Annotated in this window: 10 protein-coding genes; 4 read left to right on the top strand and 6 right to left on the bottom strand. The window is 65.5% G+C overall.

The features are described 5' to 3' along the window. The first annotated feature begins 5 nt into the window (after positions 1 to 5). The 4 genes from BLQ92_RS11500 (at position 6) to BLQ92_RS11485 (ending at position 4595) form a co-directional block, all read left to right on the top strand. Positions 6 to 668, top strand: a complete 663-nt coding sequence (locus BLQ92_RS11500) for a LutC/YkgG family protein (protein ID WP_090684431.1) — start codon at positions 6 to 8, stop codon at positions 666 to 668. A 104-nt stretch (positions 669 to 772) separates the two neighbouring features. After that, entirely contained in the window at positions 773 to 2197 is a 1425-nt protein-coding gene (locus tag BLQ92_RS11495; RefSeq protein WP_090684429.1) for a sodium:proton antiporter, read from the top strand. Between the two features lie 62 nt (positions 2198 to 2259). Further along, entirely contained in the window at positions 2260 to 3249 is a 990-nt protein-coding gene (locus BLQ92_RS11490; protein WP_090684427.1) for a 2-hydroxyacid dehydrogenase, read from the top strand. After that, a complete protein-coding gene (locus tag BLQ92_RS11485) occupies positions 3249 to 4595 on the top strand; it encodes a DNA recombination protein RmuC (protein WP_090684848.1) in 1347 nt (448 codons plus the stop codon). Before BLQ92_RS11490 ends, BLQ92_RS11485 begins: the two co-directional genes overlap by 1 nt. Before the next feature lie 98 nt (positions 4596 to 4693). Here BLQ92_RS11485 and BLQ92_RS11480 read toward each other — a convergent pair whose 3' ends face one another. The 6 genes from BLQ92_RS11480 to BLQ92_RS11455 form a co-directional block, all read right to left on the bottom strand. Beyond that, the gene (locus tag BLQ92_RS11480) at positions 4694 to 5194 is read right to left on the bottom strand and encodes a GNAT family N-acetyltransferase (RefSeq protein WP_090684425.1); all 501 of its coding nucleotides are present in this window, start codon (positions 5192 to 5194) and stop codon (positions 4694 to 4696) included. Then, entirely contained in the window at positions 5194 to 5469 is a 276-nt protein-coding gene (locus BLQ92_RS11475) for a hypothetical protein (RefSeq protein WP_090684423.1), read from the bottom strand. The genes BLQ92_RS11480 and BLQ92_RS11475 overlap by 1 nt, the downstream gene beginning before the upstream one ends. A gap of 69 nt (positions 5470 to 5538) precedes the next feature. Next, complete coding sequence (gene moeA / locus BLQ92_RS11470) at positions 5539 to 6840, bottom strand: molybdopterin molybdotransferase MoeA (RefSeq protein ID WP_090684421.1); 1302 nt, start codon at positions 6838 to 6840, stop codon at positions 5539 to 5541. A gap of 114 nt (positions 6841 to 6954) precedes the next feature. Next, complete coding sequence (mobA, locus tag BLQ92_RS11465) at positions 6955 to 7509, bottom strand: molybdenum cofactor guanylyltransferase MobA (protein WP_244106194.1); 555 nt, start codon at positions 7507 to 7509, stop codon at positions 6955 to 6957. Positions 7510 to 7588: 79 nt separating this feature from the next. Continuing rightward, positions 7589 to 8698, bottom strand: a complete 1110-nt coding sequence (gene moaA, locus BLQ92_RS11460; protein WP_090684417.1) for a GTP 3',8-cyclase MoaA — start codon at positions 8696 to 8698, stop codon at positions 7589 to 7591. Between the two features lie 151 nt (positions 8699 to 8849). Then, positions 8850 to 12173: an Rne/Rng family ribonuclease gene (locus BLQ92_RS11455; RefSeq protein ID WP_090684415.1), complete on the bottom strand. Its 3324-nt coding sequence runs from the start codon at positions 12171 to 12173 to the stop codon at positions 8850 to 8852. Positions 12174 to 12206: the final 33 nt, after the last annotated feature.

Below are 12206 nucleotides of genomic sequence, written 5' to 3'. Positions count from 1 at the left end.
GGCCCATGGATACATCGATCGCCCGCCGCAATATTCTGGCGCGCATCCGCGCAGCCCAGGGCCGCGAAGCTGAGCCGACGGCCCCCGAGCGCGAGGCCGCAGAAGACTATCTCGCCCGTCATCCGCAAGGCCCACGCCCGCCCATGCCGGAGGATCTCGCCGCACGCTTTGTCGAAGAAGCGCAGAAGCTGGCCACCACGGTCGAAACCGTCGAAGCCTTGAGCGAGGTGCCGGCCGCCGCGCAGCGCTATCTCGTGCAGCATGGCTTGCCGGTTCGCGCGATTGCGTGGCAAACCCTGCAGGATCTCAACTGGGCCGAAGCGGGCCTCGCCGTGGAATTCCGCAAGCCTGAAGACAGCGACGTGGTCGGCATTACCGGCTGCTTTTGCGCGACCGCGGAGACCGGCACCCTGGTGCTGTTGTCCGGGCCCGAAACCTATGCGTCCGCGGGTCTCCTGCCCGAAACGCATATTGCGATCGTGCCGGCCTCGCGTATCGTCGCCGGCCATGAAGAGGCCTTCAACCTGATTCGCGCCGAGCGGGGTGAACTGCCGCGCGCGGTCAACTTCATCTCGGGACCATCGCGTACCGGCGATATCGAGCAGACCATCGTGCTCGGCGCACACGGGCCCTACCGGGTCCACGTAATTATTGTGCGTGGCGCGTGAACCAGGCGCGGCTGCCGTTATCTACCTTCTGTGTCTCCAGCACGCCGTCCGGGGCGGGCCTCGCTTAGCGCATTACTAGCACGTACAACAAAAGGATTTCGAATATGAAGCGACATGCCGTGTGGACGAGCATGGGGCTCGTCGCCGCAATGGCGCTATGGCCCGAACTGGCGTCGGCTGCGACGCTCGACGGTGCGACGCTGTCGGCGTGGTGGGGCGTGCCGTTTGCCGGCGTGTTGTTGTCCATCGCAGTGTTTCCGCTCGTCGCGCCGACCTTCTGGCATCACCATTTCGGCAAGATCGCGGCGGCCTGGGCGATCGTGTTCCTTGTGCCGTTCGCAGTGACGTTCGGCGCCGGTATCGCATTCGGCTCGTTCGTTCACGCGATGCTCGAAGAGTATGTGCCGTTCATCGTGCTACTGACCGCGCTCTATACTGTGGCCGGCGGTATCTGCGTGCGTGGCAATCTGCACGGTACGCCGCGCACCAATACGCTGATCATTGCACTCGGCACGGCGCTCGCGAGCATCATGGGCACGACGGGCGCGGCCATGCTGCTGATCCGCCCGCTGCTGCGCGCCAACGACAATCGCAAGCATGTCGTGCACGTGGTGGTGTTCTTCATCTTTCTGGTCGCCAATGCCGGTGGCTCGCTGTCGCCGCTCGGCGACCCGCCGCTCTTTCTCGGTTTTCTCAACGGCGTCGGCTTCTTCTGGACCACCACCCATCTGGCGTTGCCGATGCTGTTCGTCTGCGGCGTGCTGCTGGTGACGTTCTACGCGCTCGACTCGTACTATTTCCATCGCCGCGAAGAAGAGCGTGCGCCGTTTCTCGACCCTACGCCGGATTCGCCGCTGCTCGGTATCGACGGCAAGATCAATTTCGTGCTGCTCGGCATGGTGATTGCGCTCGTGCTGATGAGCGGCCTGTGGAAGCCGGGCATCGAATTCGACGTCTTTGGCACGCACGTCGCGTTGCAAAACGCCTTGCGCGATGTCGCGCTGATCGGCGTCACGCTGCTGTCGCTGGCGGTGACGCCGCGGGCGGCGCGCGCGGGCAACGCCTTCAACTGGGCGCCGATCGAAGAGGTGGCGAAACTGTTCGCCGGCATTTTCGTGACGATCGCGCCGGTCATCACGATTCTGCGCGCGGGCGACGCGGGCGCGTTCGCCGGCATCGTGCATCTGGTCAACGACGCGTCCGGCCAGCCGCGCGACGCCATGTACTTCTGGGCGACGGGCTTGCTGTCGTCGTTCCTCGATAATGCGCCGACCTATCTGGTGTTCTTCAATCTGGCCGGCGGCGATGCGCAGACCTTGATGACCAAGGGCGCCACCACGCTGGCGGCGATCTCGGCCGGGGCAGTCTTCATGGGTGCGAACAGCTATATCGGCAATGCGCCAAACTTCATGGTGAAGGCGATTGCGGAGTCGCGCGGCGTGCGCATGCCGAGTTTCTTTGCCTATCTGGCGTGGTCGATTGCCATCCTGGTGCCGGTGTTTCTGCTCACCGCCTGGCTGTTCTTTTAGTTTTTCGCGCTTGATGACGGCGGGACTGCGAAGGGTCTCGCTGCGCTATTAGGAGAAATGCAATGCAAAAGATCCTTGTTGCCCGTCCGATCTTTCCGGATGTGATCGAACGCCTCAAACAGTATTTCGAGGTCGACTGGAACAACGGTGAGGTGCTGAGCGCCGACGAACTGACGCGGCGCCTCGCCGACAAGGACGGTGCGCTGACCGCGGGCGACCCGGTCGGTGCGGGCGTGCTGGCGGCGGCGCCGCGCCTGCGGGTGGTGTCGAACATGGCGGTCGGCTACAACAATTTCGACATGACCGCGTTCAATGCGGCGAACGTGCTCGGCACCAATACGCCGGACGTGCTCAACGAATCCACTGCCGACTTCGGCTGGGCGCTGATGATGGCGGCCGCCAGGCGGATCACCGAATCCGAACACTGGCTGCGCGCCGGGCAGTGGCAGAAGTGGGCGTATGACGGCTTTCTCGGCACCGACGTGTACGGCTCGACGCTCGGCGTGATCGGCATGGGCCGCATTGGCCAGGCGCTGGCGCGCCGCGCCCGCGGCTTCAACATGCAGGTGATCTATCACAACCGCTCGCGGGTTGCGCCTGAGATCGAAGCCGAGTTGAACGCGGAATATGTGTCGAAAGCGGATCTCTTGCGGCGGGCCGATCACGTCGTGTTGGTGTTGCCCTATACGAAGGATAACCATCACACGATCGGCGCAGCGGAATTCGCGCTGATGAAGCCGACGGCCACGCTGACCAACATCGCCCGCGGGGGCATCGTCGACGATGCGGCGCTTGCCGAGGCGTTGCGCACGAAGCGCATTGCTGCGGCGGGTCTCGATGTCTACGAGGGCGAGCCGAAGCTGAACCCGGCGCTGCTCACCGTGCCGAACGTCGTACTGACGCCGCATATCGCGAGCGCGACGGAGGCGACCCGGCGCGCCATGGCCAATCTCGCCGCCGACAACCTGATTGCTGCCTTGGGCGAGGGCCCGAATGCCGGCCGTCCGGCGAACCCGATCAATCCTGACGTCATCGGTAAGGCGCGTTCATGATGATGATGGGTTTGCTCGCGACGCTCGGGGTGCTGGCCGTCGCGCTGGTGATTGCTTTGCTCGTTTTGATGCGCGGCGGGCGCCACGGCGATCTGGAGGCGCACCTCGACGATCTGGGCGATCACATCGGCTCGACTGCACAAGCGCAAGAGCGCGCGTTTGAGCGTCTCGAACGCGAACTGCGCAGTGAGATCAAGGAAACCGCCCGCGTCTCGCGAACCGAATTGAACGGCGGCTTCTCGCAGTTTCAGCAGACGCTCGCCACGCAGTTCACCAGCATGACGACGCTGCAGAACGGCAAAATCGACGGCTTCGCGCAGCAACTCGGCCAACTGATGGAGACGAACGACCGGCGCTTCGCCGAAGTGCGCGCGACGATCGAACAGCGCCTGAAAGACATCGAGGCGAACAACTCGGCCAAACTCGAAGAGATGCGCCGCACCGTCGACGAGAAGCTGCACGCCACGCTCGAACAGCGCCTGGGCGAATCGTTCAAGCAGGTTTCGGACCGTCTTGAACAGGTGCATCGAGGGCTGGGGGAAATGCAGACGCTGGCCGCGGGTGTCGGCGATCTGAAGAAGGTGCTGACCAACGTCAAGACGCGCGGCACGTGGGGCGAGGTGCAGCTCGAAGCCCTGCTGGAACAGTTGCTGACCGCGGATCAATACGCGAAGAACGTCGCGACGGTGCCGAAAAGCGCCGACCGGGTCGAGTTTGCGATCAAGCTGCCGGGACGCCAGGAAGCGGGCAGCGAGGCGGTGCCGGTGTGGCTGCCGATCGACGCCAAATTCCCACGTGAGGACTACGAGCGTTTGATCGATGCCCAGGAGCGCGCCGATCCGCTGGCGGTCGAAGAGGCATCGCGGGCGCTGGAGGCGCGGATTCGCGCCGAGGCCCGCACGATTGCGGAGAAGTATGTCGCGCCACCGCATACCACAGACTTCGCGCTGCTGTTCCTGCCCACCGAAGGCCTGTACGCCGAAGTCCTGCGCCGGCCAGGGCTCACCGACATGCTGCAACGCGAGTGCCGCGTGACGATTGCCGGGCCGACCACGCTGACTGCCTTGCTCAACAGCTTGCAGATGGGCTTTCGCACGCTCGCCATCGAGAAGCGCTCGAGCGAAGTGTGGCAGGTGCTCGGCGCGGTGAAGACGGAGTTCGGCAAGTTCGGCGACGTGCTGGCGAAGACCAAGTCACAACTAGAAACGGTGACGCGTTCGATCGAAGCCGCGGAAACGCGCACGCGGGTGATGAACCGCAAGTTGCGCGATGTCGAGGCGTTACCGGGAGACCAGGCGAGCGGCCTGCTTGGCGACGCGCTGCTTGGCGCGGACGCGGACGAGTAGGGTGGCTATAAACTGCCGGTAGGACCCAATGACGGCCGAGTGGCCGGCGTATAGGCCGGCTGCGCCAGATCGCGGCTAGCGATCCTCGCAGCCCGCTCTCACTCCGCCTTCAGCGCCGCCGCTCCGGCCAGCTCTTCCAGCGCGTCACCGGTGATGCGCACCACACGCCAGTCGGGCAATACCGTCGCTCCCATCTTTTCATAGAAGTCGATCGCCGGCTGGTTCCAGTCGAGCACGGTCCATTCGAAGCGGCCGCATTGCCGCTCGACCGCCAGTGCCGCCAGTCGCCGCAACATCTGCGTGCCGAGACCGGTGCCGCGCTGTGTCGGCTGCACATACAGGTCTTCCAGATACAGCCCGCGCCGGCCGAGGAAGGTCGAGAAGTTATGGAAGTACAGCGCATAAGCGACGATGCGGCCGTCTTCTTCCTCGGCGACCATCGCTTCCGACGCCGGCCGCGCGCCGAACAGCGCATCGTGCACACCGGCTTCGGTGGCGACGAACATGTGCATCAGTTTTTCGAACTCGGCCAGCTCGAGCATCAACGAGAAAATTGCGCCGACGTCGGCGGGCGTGGCGGCACGGATCGTAGCGGTCATCACGCTTCCTCGGGCACGTCGCTCAACTGGATCTCGATGCCGCCGAAGCGCGACGCCACCCAGTTATACGCATGGCAGGCAATCCACAACAGCACGAAACCGAGAATTGCATTCAGCAGCAACGCGCTGAACACGGTGCTCAGTTCGACCGAGCGATAGCGGATAAACGCGACCAGTACGCCGAGCAGCACGATCGGCACGCTGAAGGTCAGATACACCAGGATCAGCGCTTTGGCGGTCTGTCCCGGCGCGATGAAAGAGATCTGTTTTTTCATGTAGTTCAAACCCGTTGGTCGTAGTGAGGGTAGAAGGTAAGGGTAGAGGTTGGGCAGTCGGCGCGCGCGTCAGATCAGTCCGTCGAACAGCATGATATCGACGCTTTCACCAGCGCTTACGTCAGCGCGCTCGTGCTCGAGCACGATAAAGCAGTTGGCCTCGCTCATCGAACTGAGGACGCCCGAGCTTTGCGAACCGGTCGGCGCGACATGCCATTGGCCGCCGGCATCGCGCTCGGCTATGCCGCGTTGATACTCGGTGCGGCCCGGGCGCTTGCGAATCAGCTCGCGGCTTTCGGCCCGCAGGAGCGGCGCCGCTTGCGGCGTTGCGCCCGACATGAGCAGCAGCGCTTGGCGCACGATCTGGTAGAACGTCACCATTACGGCGACGGGATTGCCCGGCAGTCCGAAGAATAGCGCAGGCAGGCCGAGACCGGGGCGCTCGCCCGACCAGACGCGGCCGAATGCGAGCGGACGTCCCGGGCGCATCGCCAGACTCCAGAAGGCGACGTCACCAAAGGTTCGCAGCAACTTCTGGGTGAAATCCGCTTCGCCGACCGATACGCCGCCCGAAGTCAGCACCACGTCGGCGCTGGCCGCTGCGCTGCGCAGCGCGGCTTCGAGTGCGTCGGGCTGATCGCGCACCACACCCAGGTCGAGCGTATCGATGTTCATTCGCCGCAGCATGGCAAACAGCGTGTGACGGTTGCTGTCGTACACGCAGCCTGGATCGAGCGGTTCGCCGAGCGAGCGCAGTTCGTCGCCGGTCGAAAAGAACGCGACCCGCAGACGCCGCCGCACCGGCACTTCGCCGATGCCAAGCGATGCGATCAAGCCGAGGTCCGAGGCGCGCAGGATACGGCCGGCGCGCAGCGCCGCGCTGCCGAGCGCCAGATCCTCGCCCGCGAGGCGCCGGTTGGCCCCGCCGCGCACGGCCGAGGCGGCAAAACGGATGGTCTCGCCGCCGCGCGTGACCAGCTCTTGCGGCACAACGGTGTCGCAACCGGCCGGCATCGAGGCCCCCGTCATGACCCGCACACATTCCGTTGCCGCGACGGCGCCGCCAAACGGATGGCCGGCCAGCGCCTTGCCGGCGACCGTCAGCTCAACAGTTTCGGCCTCGGCCTGACTGGTGAGCGCGGCGCTCTGGAATGCGTAGCCGTCCATGGCCGAGTTGTCGTGTGCGGGTACATTGCTCGGCGACACGATGTCGGCGGCCAGCACGCGGTCGAGCGCGTCGTGCAGTGACACGCGTTCGATGGCGGTGACGGGCGTGGCCCACTGCCGCACGATCGCCTGAGCGGCCGAGACCGGCAGCGCATGAGGATCGTACTGGGCGACGCAACTGGAAAATTCGTTAAGCGTGGTCATGAGTGGAGGCGCGTCGCGGCCGGATGCGGTCGGCCGGATATGGTCGGCGCGGAGGCGAATCCGGTGGCCGCCGTGCGGCCAGAGCAGGACAACGGCTACGATCTCAGGGACGTCTCAATGACGTTCGAGGTCGGCGAGTTCTTGCAAAGAATTGATATTGTAAAACGCGCGCTCATCAGGAAAGGCGACTTCGACCGTCTTGTGGCGTGCGTACCACGCGCGGACCTTGCGTTCACCCGCCTCCAGAAAGGCTGAGAGGTCGTCGGCGAGGCTCGTGCGCAGCAACGCGAAGACGGGGTGGATAGAGGTTTTTCCGTTGGCGTCGACGGTGGTGACGGTGGCGATATCGGCCTGTTGCGCGTCGAGCGCCTGCATGAGGCGGGCGGCCAGGTCGCCGGGCAATCCGGGTGAGTCGCACGGTGCGCTCAGCACGAATGCCGTGCGGGCGGCGCGCAAGCCAGCCAGCAGACCCGCCAGCGGTCCCGGAAAGTCCGCGAGGGTATCCGCCACCACCGTCGCGCCGAATGGCGCGCCGAGCGCAGCATAGACCTCGGGGTGGCGATTGGCGCTGATGAGCAGCGCCTCGGTCTGCGCCGCGAGGCGCTTGATGACATGCAACGCCAGCGGCTCGCCGTGCAGGGTTTGCAGACCTTTGTCGACGCCGCCCATGCGCGTGCCGCGGCCACCGGCGAGGACGAGGCCGGTGAGTTTTGCGGGTGTGGGATCGAGGGTGGCGGGCAAGACGGCCTCAGCCGCCGATATAGGACATTTCGACGCGGCGCTCGTCCGGCGCATGGGAGGCGGCGTCGCCGCTGCCGCGCAACTGCGAGTAACGGTCGCCGCGACCCTGCCAGATGTGGGCGACTGCGGAGGCGATCCCGGCGTCGCTCGAGCCGTTGCGCACCAGCGCACGCAGGTCGTGTCCCGCCGATGCGAACAGGCATAGGTACAGCTTGCCTTCGGTGGACAGCCGGGCCCGCGTGCAGGTGCCGCAGAACGCGCGCGTCACGCTGGAGATCACACCGATTTCGCCGCTGCCGTCCGTATAGCCCCAGCGCTGCGCCGTTTCGGCCGCGCTGTGCGCCTCGAGCGGCGCCAGCGGGAAATGCTCGGCGATCCGTTCCACGACCTCGGCGGAAGGCAACACCTCGGCCATGTTCCAGCCGTTCGAAGTGCCAACATCCATATATTCGATGAAGCGCAGCACGCAGCCGGAGCCTTTGAAGTGGCGCGCCATCGGCACGATTTCCGTGTCGTTGGTGCCGCGCTTGACCACCATGTTGACCTTCACCGGCGCCAAGCCGACCGCCTGTGCGGTGGCGATGCCCTCGAGCACGTCGCTCACTGCGAAATCGGCGTCGTTCATGTGGCGAAACAGCGAATCGTCGAGGGCGTCGAGACTCACGGTGACGCGGGTCAGCCCGGCATCCTTCAGGCTGCGCGCCTTGCGTGCGAGCAGCGAACCGTTGGTGGTGAGGGTGAGATCGAGTGGCCGGCCTTCCGGTGTCCTGAGCTGTGCGAGCCGCTCGATCAGGAACTCCAGATTCTTGCGCAACAGCGGCTCTCCGCCGGTCAGGCGGATCTTTTCCACGCCATGCGCGACGAATAAGCCGGCGAGCCGTTCGATTTCCTCGAAGCTCAAGAGCGCGCTGTGCGGCAGGAAGGCGTAATCCTTGTCGAACACCGCGCGCGGCATGCAGTAGACGCAGCGGAAGTTGCAGCGGTCAGTCACCGAGATGCGCAGATCCCGCAGCGGGCGCGACAAGGTGTCGCGCAGCACGCCGCCCGGCGTCTGCAAGGGGCCGGAGATGACCGGCACCGCGCTGACGTCGGCAACAGGGATGATGCGTCGGGACATGGATTGCTTCAAGTGAGTGCAGACTTCCATTTTAGCGGAAGGCCCGACCGCCCACATGGGACGAATACCCGAATTCAGGCAAACAAAAAGCCCGCCGGTGAGGGCGGGCTTTCCGTTCTGCATGACGCCTTGCGGCGCCAGGTGTGGCGGCTTACTGCTGGTGCTTCGCCGTTTCGACCTGTTGCATCGGCGTGCTATCCACCGGCGGCAGCGGCTTGCGCTCGCGCGGTGCGCGGGCAGGCTTTACGGCCTGCGCAGCGGCTTCCTGGGCGGCCCGCAGCTTGGCGGAGTCGGTGTTGACCCACACAAGGCCAGCGCTTTCCAGCACCGGTTGCAGGGCTTCCGCCGACAGGCCGTTGCGCGCAGCCACTTCCGGGGCGGCGGCGAGCGGCGCCGGCTCAGCAGCCTGGAGCGGCGCTTGCACAGGTGCAATTGCCGGTTGCGGTGCGGCCGGGGCGATGGCTTCGGCTGCGGCTTGCGGCGCGGCTTCGACCACCGGTTGTGCTTCCACCGGTGCTACAACCTCGAGCGCCGCAGCGGCCGGTGCTGCTGGCTCGACCGGCGCCGGAGCGGCGACCGGTTCGGCTGCAACCGTCGCGGCGACTGCCGGTTCGACGGCTGCCGGGGCGTACACAGGCGTTTCAACTGCCGGTGCTTCGACCGCCGGGGCTGCCGGCGCCGCGCTCGTCGTCTCGACGGGTGCGGCTTCGGTGACGACCGGAGCCACCGGAGCGGCCGGTGCGAATGCAGCGTAGGTCGGCTCGGCTTGCGTCACAACCGGCGCTTCGGACACGGCTGCTTGCGCGGCCGGCACGAAGGCTTCGGTCTTGGCAGCCTGTTCGGCGGCCAGAACCGGCGTTTCGGTTGCAGCATGCAGTTCCGTGACGACGGTGGTTTCCGTTGCCACGGCTGCGACGACCGCTTCAACCGGTGCGGCAGCCGGCGCTTCCTGACGCGGCTGCTGGGCCGGCGTCTCGACTGCTGCGCTGGCCGTTTCGCCTTCTGCTTCGGCACCTTCGGCAGACTCAGCACCTTCGGCGCCGAGATTGCCGTTCACGCCTTCTTCTTCACGCTCGCGACGACCGCCACGGCGGCCGCGACGGCGGCGACGGCGCTCTTCGCCTTCACGGGCTACGGCTTCCTGATCGACGGGGGCGCCGCCTTCAAGGTTGCCAGCCTGGTTTTGGGTCAGAAGATCCGTCTGGTTTTCGTCCTGGTTCAGTGCTTCTGCGGCTTCCGGCTGCGGCTTGCGACGTTCGCCGCGTTCCGGACGCTCGCCACGATCGCGACGTTCACCGCGTTCCTGGCGCTCGCCACGCTCGGCGCGCGGCGCGTTTTCCACGGCCTCGCCACGGTCTGCGCGCTCGCCACGGTTGTCGCGGCCTTCACGACCTTCGCGCGGCTCACGGCCAGTACGCGGTTCACGAGCTTCACGGCCCTCACGCGGTTCGCGCGACTCGCGTGCTTCACGCGGCTCACGGCCCTCGCGGGCTTCGCGGGCTTCGCGGCCCTCGCGTCCTTCACGTTCGTCGCGACGTTGCGACGGCTGGCCTTGACGGCCGCCGACTGCGGCACCTTCGCCGCGTGCCGCGCCATCGCGGCCGCTCGCGCCGCCACGGCGGTTGCGGTTACGGTCGCCGCCGCGTTCGCCGCTGCGCTCACCGCGCTCCGGACGATCGCCGCGTGCCGGACGCGCCGTCTGCTCGACGGGCGCCGGTGCTGCAGGTGCCGGAGCCGCCGGCGCTGCGCCGAACAGCTTCTTCAGCCAGCCGATGAAGCCGCCGCTAGCCGGCGTGACTGCGACAGGCGCAGGCGTAGCCGTTGCAGCCGGGCGAACCGGTGCGCTCGGCGCCGGCTTTTCAGGCGTGATGCCCTTGACCGCCGCTTCCTGCTTCGGCTTCACTTCTTCAGTGCGCTTGCTGTAACCGGTTTCCGATTCCAGTTCGCGGGCCGCTTCTTCGGCCATCTTCCACGAAGCGCGCGGATCGTCGAGGCGCGCGTCGTCGTGACGCAGGCGCTCGAGCTTGTAGTGCGGCGTGTCGAGGTGCTTGTTCGGGATCAGGACGACATTGACCTTGAAACGCGACTCGATCTTGTTGATTTCGGCACGCTTCTCGTTCAGCAGGAAGGCGGTCACTTCGACCGGCACCTGGCAATGAATTGCCGCGGTGTTTTCCTTCATCGCTTCTTCCTGAATGATCCGCAGCACTTGCAGCGCGGACGATTCGGTATCGCGGATGTGGCCCGTGCCGTTACAACGCGGGCAGGTCACGTGGCTGCCTTCCGACAAAGCCGGGCGCAGACGCTGACGCGACAGTTCCATCAGGCCGAAGCGCGAGATCTTGCCCATCTGGACGCGCGCACGGTCGTGCTTCAACGCATCTTTCAGGCGCTGTTCGACTTCGCGCTGGCTCTTGGCCGATTCCATGTCGATGAAGTCGATCACGATCAGGCCGCCCAGGTCGCGCAGGCGCAACTGGCGGGCCACTTCGTCGGCGGCTTCGAGGTTGGTGCGTGCAGCGGTTTCCTCGATGTCGGCGCCCTTGGTGGCGCGTGCCGAGTTCACGTCGATCGCGACCAGTGCTTCGGTGTGGTCGATCACGATCGCGCCGCCCGAGGGCAGCGGCACCGTGCGCGAGTACGCCGTTTCGATCTGGTGTTCGATCTGGAAGCGCGAGAAAAGCGGCACATCGTCGTGATACCGCTTCACCTTGCCGACATTGTCCGGCATCACGATGTCCATGAAGGCGCGGGCCTGGTCATGGATTTCCGTGGTGTCGATGAGGATTTCGCCGATATCCGGCTGGAAATAGTCGCGAATCGCGCGGATCACCAGGCTCGATTCGAGATAAATCAGCATCGGCTGACCGGTCGAGCCGCTTTGCGACGCGGCTTCGATGGCGCGCCACAGTTGCATCAGGTAATTCAGGTCCCACTGCAGCTCTTCGGCGGAGCGGCCAATGCCGGCCGTACGCGCGATGATGCTCATGCCTTCCGGCAATTGCAGCTGCGCCATGGTTTCGCGCAGTTCCTGACGGTCGTCGCCCTCGATCCGGCGCGATACGCCGCCGCCGCGCGGGTTGTTCGGCATCAGGACCAGATAACGGCCTGCCAGCGAGATGAAGGTGGTGAGGGCGGCGCCCTTGTTGCCGCGTTCTTCCTTTTCGACCTGAACGATCAGTTCCTGACCTTCTTTCAGGGCGTCCTGGATACGGGCGGAGCGCATGTCGACGCCGTCACGGAAATACTGACGGGCGACTTCCTTGAACGGCAGAAAACCGTGGCGGTCTTCGCCGTAGTTGACGAAACAGGCTTCGAGCGACGGCTCGATGCGGGTAATGATGCCCTTGTAAATATTGCCTTTGCGCTGTTCGCGCCCGGCGGTTTCGATGTCGATATCGATGAGTTTTTGCCCATCGACGATGGCTACGCGCAGTTCTTCCTGCTGCGTCGCGTTAAACAACATTCGTTTCATTGAACGGCTCCAGAGCGGCAAAGCCTGCCCACG

The sequence above is a fragment of the Paraburkholderia phenazinium genome, assembly GCF_900100735.1.
In the GTDB taxonomy this organism is placed as follows: domain Bacteria; phylum Pseudomonadota; class Gammaproteobacteria; order Burkholderiales; family Burkholderiaceae; genus Paraburkholderia; species Paraburkholderia phenazinia.
The sequence above is the reverse complement of the archived record's forward strand: the minus strand, read 5'-3'. Positions and strand labels throughout refer to the sequence as shown.